16 protein-coding genes and 2 pseudogenes (1 of these 18 cut by a window edge) are annotated in these 20,269 nt (G+C 52.9%); 7 read left to right on the forward strand and 11 right to left on the reverse strand.

Annotated elements, in window-relative coordinates; genetic code table 11:
• A pseudogene (locus EYQ01_08100) lies at positions 1–89 on the reverse strand (IS256 family transposase); it reaches 1,214 nt to the left of the window's first position.
• A 187-nt stretch (positions 90–276) separates the two neighbouring features.
• Here EYQ01_08100 and EYQ01_08105 point away from each other — a divergent pair.
• From EYQ01_08105 to EYQ01_08115, 3 genes and pseudogenes are all read left to right on the forward strand, one after another.
• The gene (locus tag EYQ01_08105) at positions 277–1,359 is read left to right on the forward strand and encodes an L-threonine 3-dehydrogenase (GenBank protein HIE65757.1); all 1,083 of its coding nucleotides are present in this window, start codon (positions 277–279) and stop codon (positions 1,357–1,359) included.
• A 2-nt stretch (positions 1,360–1,361) separates the two neighbouring features.
• Positions 1,362–2,549 (forward strand): glycine C-acetyltransferase, encoded by a 1,188-nt coding sequence (locus tag EYQ01_08110; GenBank protein HIE65758.1) that lies wholly within the window; start codon positions 1,362–1,364, stop codon positions 2,547–2,549.
• An 18-nt stretch (positions 2,550–2,567) separates the two neighbouring features.
• Positions 2,568–2,941, forward strand: a pseudogene (locus EYQ01_08115) (DUF2784 domain-containing protein).
• A gap of 47 nt (positions 2,942–2,988) precedes the next feature.
• On the opposite strand, the gene EYQ01_08120 reads toward EYQ01_08115, so the two are convergent.
• The 4 genes from EYQ01_08120 to EYQ01_08135 all read right to left on the reverse strand — a co-directional run bounded on the left by EYQ01_08120 (position 2,989) and on the right by EYQ01_08135 (position 9,837).
• Positions 2,989–3,489 (reverse strand): hypothetical protein, encoded by a 501-nt coding sequence (locus EYQ01_08120; protein ID HIE65759.1) that lies wholly within the window; start codon positions 3,487–3,489, stop codon positions 2,989–2,991.
• Between the two features lie 396 nt (positions 3,490–3,885).
• On the reverse strand, positions 3,886–7,080 hold the full coding sequence (locus EYQ01_08125) for an efflux RND transporter permease subunit (GenBank protein HIE65760.1): 3,195 nt from the start codon (positions 7,078–7,080) through the stop codon (positions 3,886–3,888).
• A gap of 204 nt (positions 7,081–7,284) precedes the next feature.
• The gene (locus tag EYQ01_08130; GenBank protein ID HIE65761.1) at positions 7,285–8,454 is read right to left on the reverse strand and encodes an efflux RND transporter periplasmic adaptor subunit; all 1,170 of its coding nucleotides are present in this window, start codon (positions 8,452–8,454) and stop codon (positions 7,285–7,287) included.
• 33 nt (positions 8,455–8,487) lie between these two features.
• A complete protein-coding gene (locus EYQ01_08135; protein HIE65762.1) occupies positions 8,488–9,837 on the reverse strand; it encodes an FAD-binding oxidoreductase in 1,350 nt (449 codons plus the stop codon).
• A gap of 101 nt (positions 9,838–9,938) precedes the next feature.
• Here EYQ01_08135 and EYQ01_08140 point away from each other — a divergent pair, with 101 nt between their 5' ends.
• Positions 9,939–11,390 (forward strand): SLC13/DASS family transporter, encoded by a 1,452-nt coding sequence (locus tag EYQ01_08140; protein ID HIE65763.1) that lies wholly within the window; start codon positions 9,939–9,941, stop codon positions 11,388–11,390.
• Between the two features lie 14 nt (positions 11,391–11,404).
• Positions 11,405–12,367 carry a TIGR02757 family protein gene (locus EYQ01_08145; GenBank protein HIE65764.1) on the forward strand — a complete coding sequence of 321 codons (963 nt, stop codon included), beginning with the start codon at positions 11,405–11,407 and terminating at the stop codon, positions 12,365–12,367.
• Here the strand turns inward: EYQ01_08145 and EYQ01_08150 are convergent.
• On the reverse strand, positions 12,285–12,944 hold the full coding sequence (locus tag EYQ01_08150; GenBank protein ID HIE65765.1) for a hypothetical protein: 660 nt from the start codon (positions 12,942–12,944) through the stop codon (positions 12,285–12,287). The genes EYQ01_08145 and EYQ01_08150 overlap by 83 nt on opposite strands.
• Before the next feature lie 372 nt (positions 12,945–13,316).
• Here EYQ01_08150 and EYQ01_08155 point away from each other — a divergent pair, with 372 nt between their 5' ends.
• On the forward strand, positions 13,317–14,021 hold the full coding sequence (locus EYQ01_08155; protein ID HIE65766.1) for a methyltransferase domain-containing protein: 705 nt from the start codon (positions 13,317–13,319) through the stop codon (positions 14,019–14,021).
• Positions 14,022–14,204: 183 nt separating this feature from the next.
• Here EYQ01_08155 and ubiE read toward each other — a convergent pair whose 3' ends face one another.
• Complete coding sequence (ubiE, locus tag EYQ01_08160; protein HIE65767.1) at positions 14,205–14,930, reverse strand: bifunctional demethylmenaquinone methyltransferase/2-methoxy-6-polyprenyl-1,4-benzoquinol methylase UbiE; 726 nt, start codon at positions 14,928–14,930, stop codon at positions 14,205–14,207.
• A gap of 94 nt (positions 14,931–15,024) precedes the next feature.
• Here ubiE and EYQ01_08165 point away from each other — a divergent pair, with 94 nt between their 5' ends.
• Positions 15,025–15,693: a hypothetical protein gene (locus EYQ01_08165; GenBank protein ID HIE65768.1), complete on the forward strand. Its 669-nt coding sequence runs from the start codon at positions 15,025–15,027 to the stop codon at positions 15,691–15,693.
• Between the two features lie 136 nt (positions 15,694–15,829).
• Here the strand turns inward: EYQ01_08165 and EYQ01_08170 are convergent, their stop codons facing one another.
• The 4 genes from EYQ01_08170 to EYQ01_08185 form a co-directional block, all read right to left on the reverse strand.
• Positions 15,830–16,933, reverse strand: a complete 1,104-nt coding sequence (locus EYQ01_08170; GenBank protein HIE65769.1) for an ABC transporter ATP-binding protein — start codon at positions 16,931–16,933, stop codon at positions 15,830–15,832.
• Entirely contained in the window at positions 16,923–18,611 is a 1,689-nt protein-coding gene (locus EYQ01_08175) for an iron ABC transporter permease (GenBank protein HIE65770.1), read from the reverse strand. Before EYQ01_08175 ends, EYQ01_08170 begins: the two co-directional genes overlap by 11 nt.
• A 5-nt stretch (positions 18,612–18,616) precedes the next feature.
• Entirely contained in the window at positions 18,617–18,796 is a 180-nt protein-coding gene (locus tag EYQ01_08180; protein ID HIE65771.1) for a hypothetical protein, read from the reverse strand.
• 79 nt (positions 18,797–18,875) lie between these two features.
• Positions 18,876–20,033: a hypothetical protein gene (locus EYQ01_08185; protein HIE65772.1), complete on the reverse strand. Its 1,158-nt coding sequence runs from the start codon at positions 20,031–20,033 to the stop codon at positions 18,876–18,878.
• Between the last annotated feature and the right edge of the window lie 236 nt (positions 20,034–20,269).

Consider the following 20,269-nt stretch of genomic DNA (forward strand, 5'->3'; position numbering starts at 1 on the left):
AATTTTCGAGCGCCAGCTCTCAGTAAATCTCTGAACGGATCTGAAATATCTTCTCGATCTTTTAAAGAAATAACGGTGTTCTTATTCATGGTGGCGTATCCTTTCGGTTATTTGTTTTCTTCGCAGTTTCAAATCAACCAGATACGCCGCTTTTTTTCAAGTACTCAATACACCACTTTCAGTTATAACTCAACTATTTCGGAGTGAACCCTATGAGGGGACCATCAAGAAGGGAAGATGGGTATATAATTAAAGAATAGATTCTTAGGAGGCCCAATGAAGGCAATCGTCAAGACCAAAAAAGGGAAGGGATTGGAGATGCATGAGGTCCCCATTCCTTCTCTGCAAGCGGACGAGGTGATGATCCAGGTTGATGTGGTCTCCATCTGCGGGACGGATCTCCACCTGGATCGTTGGGATGGCTGGGCGCAAGGCCGGGTCAAGGCGCTTCCTCAAATTATCGGTCATGAACTTTCCGGGAAAGTGGTCGAGGTCGGCTTAGGTGTCAAGCGCTTCAGGCCGGGTGACTTTGTTTCGGCCGACAGCCATATTCCTTGTCTTATCTGTGGAACCTGCTTGCGGGGGATGTGCCACCTTTGTGATGATCTGGTGATCCTGGGCGTGGATCGGGACGGTTGTTTTGCAGAGCTTGTCGCCATCCCGGAACGCAGTCTCTGGAAAAATGAGTCGTCTCTCCCTCCTGATATTGCATCCATTCAGGACCCTCTCGGGAATGCGATTTATGCGACCTTGGTTGAACCGGTTGCGGGCCGAGAGGTCCTCATCCTGGGGGATGGACCGGTGGGCCTCTTATCGATTGCTGTGGCCCGGGTCTCGGGCGCTTCAAGGATCATGATGACCGGCTTAAACCCGCTTTGCCTTGAGATCGGTCGTAAAATGGGGGCAGACCGGGTCTATCATGCCGATCAGGTAAATGTTGTCGAAGCGGTCATGGACGAGACTGCGGGGTCCGGTGCCGATGTGGTTATTGAAATGTCAGGAGATCCGCAAGCCATCTCAGACGGCCTGAAGATGGTACAAAAAGGTGGGCGCTTCTCGGCCTTTGGGCTTCCATCACAGTCGGTGGCGGTCGATTTTAGCGAGGAGATCATCTTTAAAGGAATCCGACTCTACGGGATTAATGGCCGAAAGATGTTTGAGACCTGGTTTGAGATGGCCGGGATGCTGAATTCGGGCCGACTCGATCCAGGCCCGGTCCTGACCCACCACCTCTCTTTTGAGGACTTCGAAAAAGGCTTCCAAATGATGGAGGCGAGTCCAAGAGAGGCGGCCAAGGTTGTCCTTTATCTTAACAAGTCATTGCTCAACAAATCTTTGATGAAAGACCGAGGAGAATGAAGATGATTGAAAAGGTCAGAAAAATCGTCTGCGCTGAACTTGCAGAGATCAAACGGTCCGGCCTGACCAAGGAGGAGTGGCCGATCACCTCCCCCCAAGGGACACACATCATCGTTGAAGGACGGCGTCTTTTGAACCTCTGTGCCAACAACTATCTTGATCTGGCCGATCATCTCGACCTGATCCAAGCCGCGAAGAAGGCGCTTGATGAACGGGGCTACGGCATGGCATCGGTTCGCTTTATCTGTGGAACACAAGATCTCCACACCCGGCTGGAAGCACGGATTAGCACTTTTCTGAAAACCGATGCCACCCTGCTTTTTTCCTCCTGTTTTGACGCAAACACGGGCCTTTTTGAGACCCTTTTTTCGCAGGAAGATGCGATCCTCTCCGATGCTCTGAATCATGCTTCTATCATTGATGGCGTCCGACTGTGTAAGGCGGCACGCTACCGCTACCGGCATATGGATATGGATGACCTGGAAGAAAAACTCCGGGAGGCAAAACACCACCGGATGCGGATCATCACTACCGATGGCGTCTTCTCGATGGATGGAGAGATCGCGCCCCTGACCGAGATCTGCCGCCTGGCGGAGCGCTATGAGTCGCTTGTGATGGTCGACGATTCGCATGCGACCGGATTTATGGGGGATGAAGGGCGGGGGTCTATTGATCACTGCGACGTGATGGGGCGTGTGGATTTAATTACCAGCACCCTGGGCAAGGCGATGGGGGGGGCTTCCGGGGGCTTTGTTTCGGGACGCCGCGAATTGATCGATCTTCTCCGCCAGCGCTCCCGGCCTTACCTCTTCTCGAACGCCCTTCCACCCATGATTGCTTCGGCCGCCCTTGCCGCCTTTGATCTGCTGGAAAGAGAACCGGAGCGGAGGAAAGGGCTCCGGGCCAACACCCGGTTTTTTCGAGAGGGCATTATGGCGATGGGTCTCAGAATCAAAACGGGGGTCCACCCGATTATCCCGGTCTTAATCGGAGATCCGATGAAGGCAAAAGAGATGGCGAAGCGCCTCTTTGAGGAAGAGGTCTTTGTGGTCCCCTTTTCTTTCCCGGTCGTTCCGAGAGGAGAAGACCGGATACGTGTTCAAATCTCTGCTGCGCATGACGAGGCGGACCTGGCCTTTGCCCTGGGAAAATTTAAAAAGGTTGCAAGGGAGGTCGGGATTATCAAATAGATAGGGAGAAGCGTAAAGATGTTCTATCGCATTCTCGCTGATCTTGTTGTTCTGATTCATGTGGTTTTTGTTCTTTTCGCCTTGCTGGGAGGAATTCTGGTGCTCCGGCAGAGATTTTGGGGCTGGGTTCATGTTCCTGCCGTCCTCTGGGCAGCAGGAATTGCAGTTGTGGGGGGGGGGGCTGCCCGCTCACGCCCTTGGAAAATTGGCTCCGTGAGAGGGGCGGTACTTCCGGGTACAGCACCGGTTTTATCGAACACTATCTTCTTCCGATCCTCTATCCGGCTATCCTGACCCGCCGACTACAGATCGTACTCGGCATTTTTGTCCTAGGAATAAACGTTGGTATTTATACCTGGGTTGTGCGCCGTACCGATGGGAGAAGGCCATAGACACGCATCCGGTATTAGGTTCGTGCTGACAGGCTGGCATACCTAGATCAGCCGAAGAACCCTGCGGGCGCGTGGCTTGAACCGGCCATGAAGAAAAGCATCGGAATCGATAGCAGCGTGTTGATCCGTGAGGCCAGGAACGCGATACGCGCTGATTTTGCCTTTTCTTCCGGCGTGGCGCTCACCATCCCAAGTACCTTTTTTTGGTTCGGCCAGATGATCAACCAGACATTGAGAAACATAATCGTGCCGAGCCAGGCGCCCATCCCGATCACGGCGGGGGCTCCTTGTAGCATGAATGCCTCTCCCAGTGTTCCCCGGGTCATCAGAATCAATACACCAAAGACCCATGTCCCGAGTGCCCCATAGCGAAAGTAGGCTAGTGCACGGGGAACAAGGTGTTTCACGGCCTCGCCCTTTGCTTCCGGCGTGATGGCTTTGAGGTAGCGTCCCTGGATGAAATTAAAGTAATAGAGGATACCGATCCAGGTGATTCCAAACAGGAAATGTGCCCATCGAAAAAAGAGCTCCAACGCATTCATAATCATTCCTTCCTAACTAAGGGTGAATGGTGATGTGTCAATACCCCTGCAGTTTATATCACGGCACTGACAATCAGATAGAGCACAATGGTGAGTAGAAAACCGCTGATAATGGTTCCCAACTCCGAGTCGAGCGGGTTTTTCATGCTTGTCCTCCTTACGATTGAACCATTTCGAGGTGTGTTCAGGTGGTCACACCTAAGGCATAAAGATACACAACCTCGTGTTTGTTCGTCAATCAAAAAATCATCCCATTCCAAGAAGAAATAGAAATGTCCGGTATTATTAGGCCCGCCATAACCGTAGGTTTTTTTCCTTTCTGAACCCCGAAAGAGTCTCTCATTTTAATTGAACTCGAGTCTATCCGCAAAGAGGTATAAGTTTTCCGGTCAAATCGGGATATTATCCTTTTGGGACGACACCTTCTTCCAGATGGATCCCGGCCGGTTTGCTTCTTGTCAGTCGATTTCCAAAATCGAGCATCAGGCTGAAGAGCGCGGGAACCAAGAAAAGTGTAAACAGGGTAGAGAGGACCAGGCCACCGATGACGACACTGCCAATGCCGCGATAAATCTCAGATCCCGGTCCGGTGAAGAGAACCAGAGGAAGCATGCCAAAGACACTGGTGAGCATGCTCATAAAGATCGGACGAATCCGGACCCGAACTGATCGTTGTACCGCCTTGATCGCGATCTCTCCTTCTTCCCGGATATAGACGAGGGCCTGGTGGATGATGAGGATTGCGTTATTCACGGTGGTCCCGATCAGAATAATGAAACCGAGCATTGTGAGGATGTCGAAGGTCTGGTAGGTGATGAATTTATTCACCAGCCAGAGCCCGAGGAAACCGCCCCCCGCTGCCAGGGGGACACTGAACATGATGACGAAGGCATAGAAAAAACTTTCAAAGAGGGAAGACATCAGCAGATAGGTGATCACCGCGGCAAGGATCAAGTTCCATTGTATCGCTTCCCGTGTGACGAGCAGGTCATCCGCGGTGCCTTTTAAGGCCACACGATAAGGGGGACGGAGAACGCCCTGGGCCTTCATGGGCGCAAGGACTTTTTCTTCGATGACCTCCATCGCTTCCTGGAGGGAGATTTCGATCGGCGGGACGACGCGGATCGAAATTGTCCGTTCCCGTTCCAGATGATTAACCTGTTCCGGACCATTGGTGATCACGAGTTCTGCCAGGGAATTCAGTGTGACGATGCGGCCGGTCGGGGTTCGGATCGGAAGGTGTTCCAGGTCCTCAATCGGCCCATCAAAACGATCAAGCCCCTTGACGACCAGATCAAGCCGTTCGCCTTCTTCGAAGTAGTCGGTCGCTTTTGTCCCATCCAGTAAAGCATCTATTGTTCGCCCCAATTCACTCGCCGATAGTTTCATATCGGCCATGCGTGTGGGGTCGGGAATTACCTGGACCTCTGGATTTCCAAGGTCGAGTCCTGGGACCGGCCGGATCTGTGCCTGGGACATAAGGCCCCTCAGTTGGCCAAAGGTCCGTCGGCCGAGACCGACCAATTTGTTCAGATCCGGTCCGGAAAATGCGACGTCGATGCTTCGTCCTTCTCCGAGTCCTCTTGAGAAGAGACCCGATTGTAAAACAATGGCAATCATTCCGGGAATCTTGCGAAGTGTTTTCCGCATGATCGGGATCATTTCCCGGATCCGCGTTGGATCCTGTGTCCGCACCCCCATGAAGACTTGTCGGCCGGAAGCGACGTAGAAGAAATTGGTGATTTCCGGTCCGTCCGGGTCCTCCGGTTTTGGGTTCAGGTTGTCTTTTTCCCAATAGGGTCTTAGATCAGCCTCGATCTCCTCTCCGATCTTCCGTACTTCCTCGAGGTTGTATCCAGGGGGCGGCAAGAGAATGCCGATGACCAGGTTCCTGTTGCCTTCCGGAAGGTATTCGGCTTTCGGTATCAGAAACCAGGCGAGCCCGACGGAGAAGAGGGTGAGTCCCGCAACGACTCCGAAGGCGAGGAGGGGACGGCGGCAGATCCGATAAACGAGAAGGGCGATCCCGTCCGAAGCCTTCGCGGCGAGTGGGACGATCCCGAAAAGGTTGTGAACATCGCCGGTCTTCCCACTTTTTTCAAGCGGGGCGGCACCGTCGATAATTCTTGAGGCAAAAGTCGGGATAACGGTCATCGCGACGATCAGACTCAGGGAGACACTGGCGCTGATGGCGATGGCAATGTCCCGAAAGAGCTGGCCGATCTGCTCTTCAATAAAGAAGATGGGGAGGAAGACCGCAATGGTTGTGAGCGTGCTCGCCAGGACGGCGCCCCAGACTTCAGACATCCCATCAATTACGGCCTGATTGCGATCCTTTCCCATTTGCCGGTGGCGGTAAATATTCTCCAGGACCACAATCGCCACATCGACGACCATCCCGACAGCAAAGGCCATTCCGGCCATGGAGACCACGTTTAGATTTCGTCCAAGGATGCGGAGGACCAGAAAGGTTCCGATGACGCTGATTGGGATGGCTGTGGCAACAATCAGCGTACTGGACCCGCTCCGTAAAAAGAGAATCAGCACCAGCACTGCCAGAAAGCCCCCGGCGATCAGGTTTTTCTTCACAAGGGCGATAGAACTGACGATGTAGTCCGTCTCATCATAGACCTGGTTAAGATGGAGATCGTTGTCTTTCAGGATGCCGGCGTTGAGATCTTTTACAGCTTCTCTCAGTCCTTCCATAACCTCCAGGGTGTTGGCCCCTGATTCCTGCAGGACATTGACGGCGACGGCAGGGTCGCCGTTTTGCCGGACCATCCGCTGTGGTTTCTTGAAGCCGAGTTGAACCTGAGCCACATCACTGACCCGTATTCGTTTTCCCTCAACGGTCTTGATGACGACCTCTTCGATATCCTGAGGAGAGCGGTACTTGCCAAGGGTTCGAACGATGTAACGTCGTTTTCCCTCATCAAAATCACCTGCGCTGATATCGGTATTTTCTCTTTTCAGGGCAGAGATCAGGTCGAGGATTGTGATGTTGAATGCAGCAACGCGGTCCGGGTCAATCCGGACCTGCATCTCGCGCTCTATTCCACCGAAAACGTTACTGATGGCAACGCCGGGTACCCGCTCCAAGCGGGCTTTTATAAAGTCTTCAGCAAAATCGTGGGTGGTATTAATATCTTTTTGATTCCCCGGCCGGGTCTTGAGGATGAACCAGGCAATGGCGGAGGACCCGACATTGACGGTCCGAAGGAGGGGCCGATCGGCCTCAAGCGGAAAATTGGAGACCTGGTTGAGACGGTTCGAGACCTGGAGCAGGACACTGTCCAGATCGGTTCCCGTTCGAAAGCTCAGGACAATCGCCCCGCGGCTGTCCCGGCTTGTACTCGTCATCTCAACCAGTCCGGGGATCGCCTTAAGCTGCTCTTCCTGCCGCTCGATGATTTCTCTCTCAATCTCGAGCGGGCTGGCCCCGCGCCAGAAGGTATCTACCGTGATCTCCGGTTTGATGACTTCGGGGGTGAGCTGGACTGGAATCTTGAAGAGTGCGATCAACCCAAAGAGAAGGAGCAGGATGACACCGACGGTCACCGTGACCGGTCGGTCTATCATTTCTTGAATGAACTTCATGGGATCTCTTGAACAAACGTAACTATATCAACACACCCATCCTTGGCTTCGCGAGACCCATTCCTCCATGGCGGCGTTGCTGTGGTGCTCGAATCCTCACGTATAGACACATACGTTGTGGTTCTGTGTTCCTCGCGCCTTGCCCTGAAGTAAAATCTAGGCATGCTGATATCGTTACGAATGAACTTCATTAGTTTCGCCTGACTATTTGCTTGGGAGGACTTCTACCGCTTGGCCATCACGCAAGCGTTCGTTCCCACGAATGACCACCAATTGTCCCTCTTCGATTGGACCCTTGATTTCAATCCGTGTCCCCTTCGCCTTCCCGGTGGAGACCTTCTGTCGGATGGCCTTGCCCTCCTGGATGGAAAAGAGGTAGGTTTGAGGACCTCTTACAATAATGGCATCTTTGTCGACCATCAGACTGCGTCGTGCCTCCCCGAGGTCAAATTCGACCCTGGCCAGCATCCCTTCCTTGATACGGAACTGCGCATTTTTGACTCGGATTTCCAATGGAAAGAGACGGGACGCCCGGTCCCCCTCGGGAACCAGTGCGTGGACCTTTCCCGGAAAGGTTTCCTTCCCGAGGGCATCAATCCTGACACGCACAGCGCTCCCCTTCTTCACTCCTGAAACATATCTTTCCGGGATATCAACGAGGATGCGAACTGTCGAGAGGTCAACCATCCGGAGAATGCCGCCCCCCTTTTGTACCCACTGACCCACCTCCGTTAACTCTCGGGTGACCACACCATCAAAGGGTGCCCTCACGGTCTTTTTCTCCAATTCATCCCGAATTTGCAGAATTGCAGCCTCACTGACCGCGAGGCCTTCTCTCAACTCGTCTACCGTCAACTCGGCCTCGCGATAGGCCCTTTCTGAAAGGAGGGCCTCCTTCACCAATTTTTCAGAACGCTTCATCTGATCAACTGCTTTTTTCAGGCGCGCCCGGGATGCATTCCGCCTGGCGATGGTTTCCCTTAACTTCAATTGAAGCGCGCTTTTCCCCAGGCGGGCCAGGACGGCACCCTTCTCGACCCGATCTCCGCGACGTCCCTTCAGGACGGCAACTTTCCCCGAGGTTTCGGCGGCAACCCGACTGGTTCGCCAGGACTCCACCGTCCCGATCAGTTGTACCTGATCATGAATCGACTCTAAGATCACAGGGGAGACAACGACCTTGGTCGGCGGGCGACCCTGCGCCAGTACATGGTCTGTTTGGGTGGTGATGAGGGTTAAAAAGAAAAGAAGAAAAATTTTGGAAACCGGTTTTCCAGAGAATCTTGGGCTTGTGACAGCTCTGGATGGTCTTATGAATGATCCCATAAAGTCATGGTACCAGAATCGTGTGGCGCTATCAACGTCCACGGTCATTCCCGCGGCGGGAAGTGCTTGCGTGAGGTTTGTCTAGATATGTAAGCCCTCCGGCACCAAGTTTCTCTCTTTAAAGCGGTCCCCTGAAAGAGACGATAGATTAATCATTTGGTATTTCCCCTTAAGGATGCGTTCGGCCAGGGCCTGGCCGGCCGCATAAGACTGCATGATGCCCCGGCCTGAAAAAGAATGGGCCTCGAAGAGGTTTGTGAGGCCCTCAACGCGGCCGATAATGGCGCTTTTATCGGGGGAAATGGCGTACAATCCGGCCCAGCCACCGATGTACTTTAGTCTTTCAAATCGACTGCTTCTTTCAGCGAGCCGAGGCCAGATCTCCTGGAGAAAGAAGTTGGACCCTTCGTCGCCAAAGCGAACTCCGGCCGGCTCCGAGGGGATAGAATATCCTGCCAGGATATTCCCAGCCTCGTGATGAAAGTAGAGACCGCTGGTGTCGACAATCATTCCGTAAGGTGAGAGATCAACCCCCTTGCAATGCATCACAGAGACCTGACGTCTGACCGGGATCGAGGGAAGTTCCTTCCCGTACAACTTTGCCAGAGACGGAGCCCATGCGCCACTGGTATTGACCAGGGTCCGAACTTCAACCTCGGACACCGTTCCTTGGTCAGGAGATGCACCCTCTTTTAAAAACGTCCCAACATCTTTCTCGTCGAGAATCTTTTGCAGGCGGACCTGCCTTACTCTCCCTTCTTCGATGATCACCTCTTTGACCCTGTGGCGATCGATCCAATCGACCTCTGTAGATGCATGGTCTCGATAATAATTCTTCAGGAGGTTGGGATTGATCAGGCCATCTCGGGGAGAAAATGTTCCCCCGGAAATGCCATTGAGGCGGTCAAGAAAGGGGAAGCGTTGTTGAATTTCCACCGGGCTAAGAGCTGCAATCTCACATCCGTTTTCTTTCAGCTTCGTGATGCGCTTGTTGATGGTCTTCCATCCTGCTTGATCATGAAGCCAGAGGTAGCCCTTTTGATGAAACCCCACTACTTCGGAGATCTTTTCAAAAAAGGAGATTGATAAGCTGGAAAGGTGGATATTGACTGGTTGGTCCCAAAAGGCCCGAACTCCGCCGGCATTTCGCTCTGAAGAACTCCACCTCCCGGAAAGATCGACATCGACCACCCCGATCTCTTTTTGGCCCCTCTCGGCAAGGGCCATGGCGAGACTGCTCCCGATGATCCCGCCTCCGACAATCAGGATGTTATAGGATTTTTCCAAGCTGATCCTTTCTCTGAACTGGTTTTTATTATATCTCATTTCGGGCCAACGGATCTTGGGATAAACCACAGAAGTCGCATGCAAGACAAAGGCAGAGGTCTTCGTTGGTGATCGAGGCGTACTCTTCGTACGTTGAGGGACCAAAAAGTCCGATAACGTAGTATTTGCAGGCGAATCGGAGGTTTGGTGCTTAGAAGTGGGTTGTGATACGATGACCGTCTTATAGAAAATACTTCAGGAATCTCATGATTCGTCGTTTAAGAAAGGCCGCCCTCCTGATTGGACCCTCCATCGGTGTGGTTGTCCCCTTCCTTCTTGACTCTCCGGATCACCCGAAGGCACCCCTCATGCTGGGCATCGCCCTCTGGATGGCGCTCTGGTGGATGACGGAGTGTGCTCCTCTTGCGGTTACGGCCCTTCTTCCCCTGGTTGCCTTTCCCCTGACCGGGATCGCAACCGCCAAAGAAACTGCGCCACGCTATATGACCAGTATCATGTTCCTCTTTCTCGGCGGGTTTTTAATCGCTCAGGCGATGGAACGGACAGGACTCCACCGCCGTATTGCCCTCCTGATCCTTTCACGATGGCATGCCAGCCTTCTACAGATCTTCATGGGTTTTTCAGGCGCGACGGCTTTTCTCTCCATGTGGATTTCCAATACGGCAACGACCATGCTGATGGCCACCATCGCGATGGCAGTGATCGCCCGTTTGGACCGACAACTTCCTTCGAAAGAGATGAAGGTGGTCACCCCTACACTTCTGCTGACGGTGGCCTATTCGGCAAACATCGGGGGCATGGGGACCCCGGTTGGGACAGTGCCCAACCTCATCTTTCTCGAGACGATCAACACCCATGATCCGGAGCATGCGATCAGCTTTCTTCAATGGATGGCCCTGGGGATTCCAATTGTTTTTGCAGGCCTCACGGTCCTCTATCTTTTGTTGGGTCGATTGGTTCGCAAAATGCCCTGGACCGCATCGGCTGTCGGGAGCCTGGAAGAAGAGATCCGGCAACTCGGTCCCTTCCGTCGGGAGGAGCGCTTTGTTGCCTGGGTCCTTGGGATCACGGCCCTGGCCTGGATGACCCGAAAGGGGATTGTTGCAGAGGGCTTTACCCTGCCGGGCTGGTCCGCGCTTTTGCCCTATCCGGGCGTTGATGATGGCACGGTGGCCATCGCCGCCGCCCTGTTTCTTTTTCTCGTTCCGGTTAAAGAGGGAAACCCGGTTCTCGATCGTGAGGCCTTTGGCCGGCTTCCCTGGGGGATCATGATTCTTTTGGGCGGAGGGTTCGCCCTGGCGATGGGGATGCAGCGCTCCGGGCTTTCCGGGGTGATGGGATCTCAACTGGCCTTTTTAACCGAGGTCTCCGTTCCCCTCATGATGTTCGGCATTGCGCTGGGGGTGACCTTTCTTACTGAGATTACCAGTAACACGGCCACGACCCAGGTTCTTCTCCCGATCCTGGCCGCCGTTGCCCTGGGAAGCGGGCACGACATGACCCTCTTGTTGGCGACGGCCACGCTGTCCGCCTCCTGTGCGTTTATGCTGCCGGTGGCGACCCCGCCGAACGCCATTGTCTTTGGAACGGAGCGCATCCCGATGCAGACCATGATCAAGACGGGGCTCAGGCTGAACCTTATCATGCCCTTCGTTATCGTGGGTGTTGTCCTGCTCATCCGGCCCTTTCTCCCCTAGGAGTTTGTCGAGTAATGACGCGATATCAGGCGAAACGCCTTGCCCTGCGACTTGAATCATTTTATCGGGAGATCTCTTTTTTTCATCGGATCAAGGATGATCCGATCGAGATACCGCGCCGTTATAAAGATCCAAGAGACATAGAGGTTGTGGCATGGCTGACTGCGGCACTTTCTTATGGCCGGGTCGATCTCTTCAAGAACACGGTGGGTCAGATCCTGGACTTGAGCTCCGGACATCCTGATCATTATCTTCGCGCCTTTGACCTGTCGCGGGAGCGCAAGCGTTTTCGGGGGATCTATTATCGCTTAAATGCGACGGAAGACCTCCTTGCTTTTGTCTACCTGATGAGCCGGGTGCTTGTGCGGCACGGGTCCTTGAAGAATCTATTTGTTTCGCTTTATCGGAAGGAAGAGGAAGATATCGGGCCGACCCTCTCACGTGTCATCGCGGAGATAAGGAGCTTCGATCTTCGTCCGATCTATGGTCGGAATCAGGCCCCCGCAGGTCTGAGACAGCTTCTGTCTGCTCCGAGTTCCGGAAGCGCCTGTAAACGGATGAACCTTTTTCTTCGGTGGATGGTTCGCCCTAAAGAGGCAAAAGACGGGATTGATTTTGGCCTTTGGCCTGAGATCCCGGCTGAAAAACTTATCATCCCTCTGGATACGCACATTGCCCGGATTTCACGATATCTGGGGCTCACCACGCGAAAAAGTTCTGGCTGGAAGATGGCAAAAGAGATTACCGATAGTCTCTTACGTTTTGATCCCCACGACCCTGTGAAGTATGACTTCGCCCTTTGCCATCTTGGTATCTCAGGCGCCTGCCCCATCAAACCGAATTGGGAAAAGTGTGGTGTCTGTCCTCTTTTGGGAGCCTGCAAACGGGGAAGAATCAACTACCGACAAAGACCTCGTAAACCGCTCGGCGCGCAGGGAGATCAAACTCGATGGCCGTATGAGCCCGGCCTCCTATGAGTCCTTTTCTCTCGCTGCTCGCTTGTTTTGTTTTGGAAAATTCGACTTCTATCCGCATTCTGCCCCGTTTTGGGAGCCAGCCTTTATAACAATAACGCCTTCCGCGTGGTTCTCTTGTGGCCTCAATTCTCTGATAAAGAAGTCCACCCCAGCGAAATTCACGAACAGCATTTATTGTTCCGGCTGCGCCGAGGGAGAGGACAAAGGGAACCGGTTTGGGACAGTCTTCTTTAAAGGCGTGCAAGTTCCGGCAGGTCGGGAGATCACAGGGCAAGGATGAAAAGAAAGGTTTCCACCCCTTTCCTCTGTCACGATGATAGAAAAAGAGTTGTACGGCACGCTCTTCCTGAGTGATCCCCTGAAGATAAATTTTTTCCCGGCTCCGGTTGATGATCCGGAAGAGGATATCTGTCGGTTTTTCAGAGAAAGATTCAGAGAAAGTCGGTTGGGGGATGATGGTTCCCGTCCGGAGGGCAGAAGGCTTTACTGGGATTTTTTCCTCGAAAACCCTGTGTTGGGTTGGCGCAGGAAACATCAGGAGGATGGGCATAAAGATCGATATGACAATAATCCGCATTCCTTCCCCTCCTAAACTGCCGAGACCGCAAAGGGGGCCGGCGTCGCCCCCTCTACGCTCTCATTTGTTCGCTGCATTCGAACATCGAAGAGAGAAACGGTATCAGTACGCCTCGATCGGTAACGAAGATCCCTAGCTTTATTTCTCAGGCGACTTGACGGCTTCACTAAGATCCAATTTATGGATCTTAGTGACTTCTTGTCAGATCTCAAGCACCTGTGGTATAAATTCAAAGTGCTTTCAAGCCAAGATTAATCTTTTTGGGGCCTTCCGTCAACACGGGTGCTTTGCCGATAGTTTTTGTACACGCATCACGAGTGCAATCCCGTTTTTTCTGAGGCAGAGCTCCCTAATGATATAAAGTCGGGATGAATGAAGATGGCCTCTCTTGAAGAGAAGCGACGGTGGATCGATAAGTTTTTTTCCAGGACCGGACCGAGTTATGATGAGGTGGTTCACCGGTTCACACTGGGCATCGATCGCTTATGGAAAAAAAGAATCCTGGCACAAATTACTGCGCCCCGAAGAGTCCTTGATCTGGCCTGTGGGACCGGCATCCTCACCTTTGCCATTGCACAGAAATACCCGGAGTGTCGAGTGATCGGGGTTGATATTACAAAAGGCTACCTGGATGTCGCCCGTCTCAAAGCGGAAGCTCTCGGGTTCAGAAATGTCGATTTTGTTCACTCGCCGGCCGAAGAATACTTAATTGATGCATTCTTTGATACGATTACGACCTCCTATCTCCCGAAGTATGCCGACCTTCCTCTCCTGATTCGAAATTGCCGACGCATGATTGCTCCGGAGGGGACGCTCCTCATGCATGATTTCACCTATCCAGACTCTCCGATGCTGCAAAAATTATTTACGCTTTATTTTAAACTGGCCCAACCGATTGGGGGGTGGTGGTACCCTGAATGGAAGGAGGTTCTTCGGGAACTGCCAGAGGTGATCCGGCTTACCGAGTGGGTCTCAGAGCTGAGCACGGCGATGAAGGAAGAGGGATTCTGCGAGATTCAGGTTGAATCACTGACGATGCAGGGGGCGGCGATCATCAGCGCGAAAGCCCCCTCCTAATAAGCCGCCGATTCACCTACAATACTGCGTTATCGGCCTTTTTGCCTCCTCAACGTACATGCGTACGTGTTGATCTTCAAAAAAACCTCTGGCCTTGTCTTGCAATCGACTTGACGGTTTCCTCCTCCCTTTAATCTTCTTGTTTTAGTTCGTCATTCCGGCGAAGGCCGGAATCCAAGGCCTTTATTTTTTTCCAAAATGAATGGCTACGATTCCGCCTGTGAGGTTTTGGTAGGAGACGTCTCTGAAGCCGGCGGCTTCGATCCTTTTTATGAGATCCTCCTGGTCCGGGAACTTTCGGATGGAATCAGGAAGATATTGATAGATACCGGTCTGGTCTTTTGAGATCCATGTTCCGATTTTGGGGAGGAGCGTGAAGGAGTAGAAGTCGTAGAATTTTCGGAAGAGAGGCTGCACGGGCCTTGAAAAATCGAGACAGGCCATCCTTCCTCCGGGTCTGAGGACACGATAGATCTCCCGGAAGCCTTGGTCGAGGTCTGAGAGGTTCCGGATACAGAATCCAGTCAGGGCAACATCGAATGTTGTGTCGGGCAGGGGGAGCTCCTCGGCATTTCCGAGGAGACAAAGGACTTGGCTGAGTCGTCGATCCTGCACTTTTTTCAGGCCGATCCTGAGCATGGCTTCGTTCAGATCGCTCGTAATGACCACCCCGTTCTTTCCGACCTGGGCGGCAGCCAGGATGGAAAGATCGGCAGTCCCGGCCCCGATGTCTATGACCTTCTCTCCCGGACAGAGTGCCACGGCCTCAAGGGTTCTTTTTTTCCAGCGATGATGCAGACCAAGTGAGAGGAGACTGTTATTCAAATCGTAAAAGCGTGCGATCGACGAAAACATCGCCTGGACCGCTTTTTCTTTCCCTTCTCCTGAAGGGTCTTTTTGCATATTCATTCCTCGCATTGCAGGGATGGGTAGCATGGGAGGTGGGGATTGTCAAGTTACGACGGCGGTTTTTTGTGTTTTTGGTTGACGAATTAAATTGAACATGCTAGATAGATATCTAATATTTTTAAAGGTAGTTCACCTGCCTCCCTCCCTGGAGTATTTTGTGACCCAACACATTTTTGTCGTTCATGAGCATGCGGAGTTTGTGAAGGATTTCCAAAAAGCATTCAGTTTGAACGGTACGCAGATCAAAGCTCTTAAATCGATAAAATCGCTCCCTAAAAAATATGATTCCCCCAATACGGTTGTTGTTATTGCCTCGGATGAGAACTTAACGGAGGAGCTCAAACTGCTTCGACTTATGAAGAAGGAGGGGAGGGCGTTCTTCACAATTGTTTCGTCTTCGGACACCGTCGAGAGGACATTTCCCCTCATCGGAGAAATGTCGGAACGCCTGCATTCCAGAGATACTGATGGTCTTCATTCCGCCGCACTTGTGAAAAAAAAAGAGGAAGAGTACAAAAAACCCGACCCGACCCTGGAAGAACTTGTCGAAAAGAAGCTCTCCCAGTTTGTCGCAAAGATTAAACAATGCAAAGTAAAAAAACTATATGGTCTCTTGCTGCGCGAGTTTGAGAAGCCGTTGATCAAGCTTGTCCTGAAGGAGACCAAGGGCAATCAAGTTCGTGCGGCCCAGCTTCTCGGGATGAATCGGAATACCCTTCGGAAGAAGGTAAAAGAACTCAAGATTGCCGTGGTAAAAACATAACGACTCAGCACACCCCTCTAAGCCTCCATGGCGGCGTTTCCGTGGTGCCCAATTCTCCTACCTTGTCCTGAACTGAGGCATGCGGGACCATCATGTGAACCTAATCACGATTCACCTTTTCACTCTGACCTGAGTGTCATTCTCTTGGCCGGACGCGATAGCGGCCGGTCGCATCTTTTTCAAAGACGTCTGTTTTCTTCTCAAAGATCACCGTATGGGTTACTTTCAGTTTAAGCTCGACCCGGGTCTGGTCCGGATAGACGGTCAGGGAGTGTTGACTGCTGTGAAGGACCTGGCCTGAGGGGAGAAGGATGCGGTAGACGTTCTCCGACCCGCGGAATTGCCTTTTAAAGAGGGTGTTCTCTCCCCTCGGGTTCGGGATTAGGTCGATGTCGTCCGGGCGAATCATGACCATAACCTCTGTCCCGGGTGGAAGTTCCACCTTGTTTGGGAAGGTGCCGATTTCTGTCGTAATCAAATGATCTCGAACGGTTCCTGGAATGAAATCGGCTTTTCCGACAAAGTCAGCCACAAAAGGGGTCGCGGGGGTGTGATAGATCACCTCTGGTGTATCACATTGTTCCAACACGCCTTCATTGAGAAGAGCGATCTGATCCGCCATCGCAAAGGCCTCTTCGTGGTCGTGGGTCACCAGGATTGCCGTACTTCCTGTTTTCTCGAGGATGGATGATACTTCCCGCTGCATCTGGGTTCGCATGTCGGGGTCGAGGTTGCTGAAAGGCTCGTCCATGAGGAGAACGATCGGGTCGGGCGCGAGGGCGCGTGCCAGGGCGACACGCTGCTGCTGTCCTCCGGAGAGTTCATGCGGGTAGCGATGCCGCAAGGAAGAGAGGCCGACCAGTTCCAGGATCTTGTCTTCCTTCCGACTCTGATCGCGTCGGCTTAAATGGCTTAATCCGAAAACAACATTTTCCGAAACGTTCAGATGAGGAAACAGGGCATAATCCTGGAAGACCATCCCGACGCCTCTTTGTTCAGGGGGCACAAAGGCCCGAGGCCGGCTGACCTCGCGTCCCTCGAGGAAGATCTTTCCCTGGTTTGGGGCCTCAAACCCTGCGATTAAGCGGAGGAGGGTTGTCTTTCCGCTCCCGCTGGGTCCCAGGAGGGCCAGGACCTTTCCCTTTTCAACGTGAAAGGAGATATCGTGTATGGCAGGCGATTCGCTGTTTTTATATTGTCGGCTCACATGAAGCAATTCGATAATCGTCTTATTGGCCATCGTCGTCTTCTCTTGAATTTCTGGTGAGCAGTATGATCGGGAAAAGCCCGGTCAGGACAAGAGCCATTGCCGGTAGGGCCGCGCGCTCCCATTCTCCCTCTGAAGTCATTTCGTAGATTCTGATTGCAAGGGTATCCCATCCAAAAGGTCGTGTCATCAACGTAATCGGCATCTCTTTCATTATGTCGACAAAGACAAGTGTGGCGGCGGTGAACAATCCGCTGCGCAAGACCGGCAGATGGACCTTTCTCAACATCGAGAAGCCGCTGATCCGGAGACTCCGTGATGTTTCATCGATTGACGGTGTAATTCGCTTCATGGCGCTCTGAACAGGATGATGCGCGACCGCAAGGAAGCGAACCAGGTAGGCCAGAAGCATGGCGATCAGTGTGCCGTTTAGGATCAGCCCGGGGTCCCTGCCAAACCAGGTCTTTCCCAGGGCGATTAATTTATTGTCGAGCCAGGCCAGGGGGATGAAGAGACCGACGGCGAGAACGGTACCGGGCAGGGCGTAGCCGAGTGTGGCGATCCGGACCATGATCCGGTTGAGCGGGTTGCCCTGTAAGCGAAGCGCATAGACCAGTAGGAGCGCTGTTGCAACCGTGAGAATGGCACCGAATCCCCCGAGAAAAAGAGAATGAAACAAAAAAGAGAAATACCGGGGGCTAAAGTCATTTTGAAAGACATTAAGCGTCCAGACAGAAAGTTGCGTGACCGGAACCCCAAAAGCGGCAAGAAAGACCATAGAGGCATAGGCACATACAAGACATCCGCTCAGAGGGCGTAACACAATGCGATCCCCCCGGGCGCCGGACTTTTCAATCTGAGTATAGCGGGTTCTCGCCGTCAAGCGCTGCTCCATCCACAAGAGAACAAAGACGATCAGGATCAAGAGGGAGGCGAGTTGAGACGCTGCAGAGAGGGAGAAGAACCCGAACCAGGCCTTGTAGATGGCTGTTGCAAAGGTGTCGTAATTGAAGATGGAAACGGTCCCGAAATCCGCGAGTGTTTCCATCAGGACCAGCATCAGTCCCCCGAAGATCCAGGGTCTCCCCATGGGAAGGGCCACACGGAAGAAGCCCCGCCAGCGAGAAAGTCCGAGCGATTGAGCGGCCTCCATGGCCCGCCTTCCCTGGCTGAGAAAGGCATTGCGTGCAAGGAGGTAGACATAAGGATACAGGGCCAGGATCATCACGATGACGACGCCCCCTGTGGAACGGATCTCCGGAAAGCGAAGGTCCTCCCCGAACAAGCGGCGCAGATTCGACTGGACCGGGCCGGAAAAATCGAGGAGGCCGATGACCACGAAGGCGGTGACGTAGGAGGGGATCGCCATGGGAAGCATCAGAGCCCAATCAAAGAACTTCCTGAAGGGAAAATCGCAAGTGGCGCAGAACCAGGCCAGGCTGACCCCAAGCAGGGCCGTTCCGCTCAAAACACCCAGACTCAACCAGAAGGTGTTGAGGAGTAATCGTCCCAACAGCGTATCCACGATGTGTCTCCATGCGTCATCGCTCGGCGTGAACAAAGAAAAAAGCACCACGGCCAGTGGAATTATCACGAGGAGAGCAATGGAAACCGGAATGAGTCCCCATCCGGAAAGACCGGTCCATTTAAGGCTGTCGGAAAGCCCGTCTGAGGGGAGGAGTGGTTGTGGCGCGTGGGAAGATCGGTTCATTTTTTTCACACGTAGTAGTGCGGGACAAGCGTCAGGGGAAGGGAACTGAGGCTCATCCCGATCCAGGCCCGGATTTGACCGAAGGGGGCCGCGATTCCTGTCCCGTAGGCTGGCTCCTTTTCATCTGCAGTGATCTCAAAAGAAGTACCCATCGTGTGACGGATTCTTTGGGTGAGTCTGTCCATCTGTCGTGTGATGTCCTCTCTTGAACATAAAAGGCGACCCGGAGGGCCGCCTTTCGATGGAGTACCCAGGAACAGAGATCTAAAACATATAAGCAGCGCCAAGGTTGTATCGGATTTCCCTATCGCCGAATCCGTTTTTCCAGGATTCCCGATCGATCTTGAGGACCACTTGCGGGTGGGGATAGTAGGCGGCCCCGAATGTCAGAATTTCCAGGTCATTCGCCGGATTTGCGGAAAAGTTTGCGGGGACCTCATCCTGTGTATTGAAGGCCTCATACCGGACAAAGGGGACGAGGTCCCATTCGGTTCTCATCATATAGGCCAGATGGTAAGCCGCTTCGAGGGTGGTGCCGGATAGCTTCGAGCCGACAGAATTTGAACCGGCCAAAGCGACAGAGTTCCCATCCTGATCGAGATGCGCGGCATTAATCGCCGCGACATCATCGATGTCGATGAGTACAGAAACCCACTGGAGATCGAGTCCCTCCATACGGATTCGGACATCCCACTCAAGGATTTGGACGCGGGCGTTTCCAGCCACCTTCTTTGATGCATCGGCACCTCCGTCGTAAAACGAGAGTCCAAAGTCGACCCCGGGGACGGCTGTATATTCGCCTCGCAGAACGATTGCAAGATCTTCAGACTCGGCCTCGGACGCGCTCCTGCGACCCCCCCGGATACCCGATGTGCTGTCAAACCTTCTCGCATCCAGTGAGGAGACAATGTAGAGGCGATAATTGAATCCCGTGAACGGTGCCCCGAAGATTCCGATGCCCCCTTCCTGCCAGGTGGTCGGGATAATATGTCTTTGGACATAGGGCCGTGCAACACTGTAAAAGAGGGGTGGTTCATGGAATTCATTCAATGGTCCCACCGGCATGATCAGGCTACCAATACGGAAATTGATGAGGGGGTTAATCAAGAAGTCAATGTACATAAACTCCAGTTCCAACTCTTTTGCAGCATGTTCAAAGTCGACCTCGGTGTGAAGGATGATCCAGTCATTGACATTGTAACTGATCCCCCAGACCATTCGATGGACATCCATCTCGGCAGGTGCTTCGTGGTCAGGGGTGCTTGTCCCCTTTGGCGCATGAAAGTGGAGTTCTCCATAGCCATGTAAGGAGAGCCTGGGGACATCTGGAACCGCATTCGTTTCCAGAGACTGAGACCAGCCGGACTGCGTAGCGAGCAGTGTGAATGGAATCAGGAAGGGGATAAGCCATTTTCTCAGCATTCTCTAGGATCTCCTCTCAAAGGGGGGTTAGAATCAAGATTTTATGGGTTCCTCACTACGGGGAAGAGTGATTTTACGACTAAATAAACCATATTTCAATAGCCTGCCATTCTCTTTGTACTGAAAGTGATTATTATAATCAGGAAAGCCATACTAGGAAAATCACCTGCAGCCTGTCAAGTGCATTCTTTTTATCAGGGTGCCTTTGTCCTAACGGACGAAAGGCGACCCGGGGG

It is taken from the genome of Candidatus Manganitrophaceae bacterium (assembly GCA_012960925.1).
Lineage (GTDB): Bacteria > Nitrospirota > Nitrospiria > SBBL01 > JAADHI01 > DUAG01.

Bases quoted from the DNA above. Each gene is read 5' to 3' on its own strand.
- EYQ01_08175 (HIE65770.1), bottom strand. From the start codon at position 18,611: ATGAACCGATCTTCCCACGCGCCACAACCACTCCTCCCCTCAGACGGG.
- EYQ01_08125 (HIE65760.1), bottom strand. From the start codon at position 7,080: ATGAAGTTCATTCAAGAAATGATAGACCGACCGGTCACGGTGACCGTC.
- EYQ01_08120 (HIE65759.1), bottom strand. From the start codon at position 3,489: ATGATTATGAATGCGTTGGAGCTCTTTTTTCGATGGGCACATTTCCTG.
- ubiE (HIE65767.1), bottom strand. From the start codon at position 14,930: ATGAATATGCAAAAAGACCCTTCAGGAGAAGGGAAAGAAAAAGCGGTC.
- EYQ01_08165 (HIE65768.1), top strand. From the start codon at position 15,025: ATGCTAGATAGATATCTAATATTTTTAAAGGTAGTTCACCTGCCTCCC.
- EYQ01_08140 (HIE65763.1), top strand. From the start codon at position 9,939: ATGATTCGTCGTTTAAGAAAGGCCGCCCTCCTGATTGGACCCTCCATC.
- EYQ01_08145 (HIE65764.1), top strand. From the start codon at position 11,405: ATGACGCGATATCAGGCGAAACGCCTTGCCCTGCGACTTGAATCATTT.
- EYQ01_08180 (HIE65771.1), bottom strand. From the start codon at position 18,796: ATGGACAGACTCACCCAAAGAATCCGTCACACGATGGGTACTTCTTTT.
- EYQ01_08130 (HIE65761.1), bottom strand. From the start codon at position 8,454: ATGACCGTGGACGTTGATAGCGCCACACGATTCTGGTACCATGACTTT.
- EYQ01_08170 (HIE65769.1), bottom strand. From the start codon at position 16,933: ATGGCCAATAAGACGATTATCGAATTGCTTCATGTGAGCCGACAATAT.
- EYQ01_08105 (HIE65757.1), top strand. From the start codon at position 277: ATGAAGGCAATCGTCAAGACCAAAAAAGGGAAGGGATTGGAGATGCAT.
- EYQ01_08155 (HIE65766.1), top strand. From the start codon at position 13,317: ATGAAGATGGCCTCTCTTGAAGAGAAGCGACGGTGGATCGATAAGTTT.
- EYQ01_08110 (HIE65758.1), top strand. From the start codon at position 1,362: ATGATTGAAAAGGTCAGAAAAATCGTCTGCGCTGAACTTGCAGAGATC.
- EYQ01_08185 (HIE65772.1), bottom strand. From the start codon at position 20,033: ATGCTGAGAAAATGGCTTATCCCCTTCCTGATTCCATTCACACTGCTC.
- EYQ01_08150 (HIE65765.1), bottom strand. From the start codon at position 12,944: ATGCGGATTATTGTCATATCGATCTTTATGCCCATCCTCCTGATGTTT.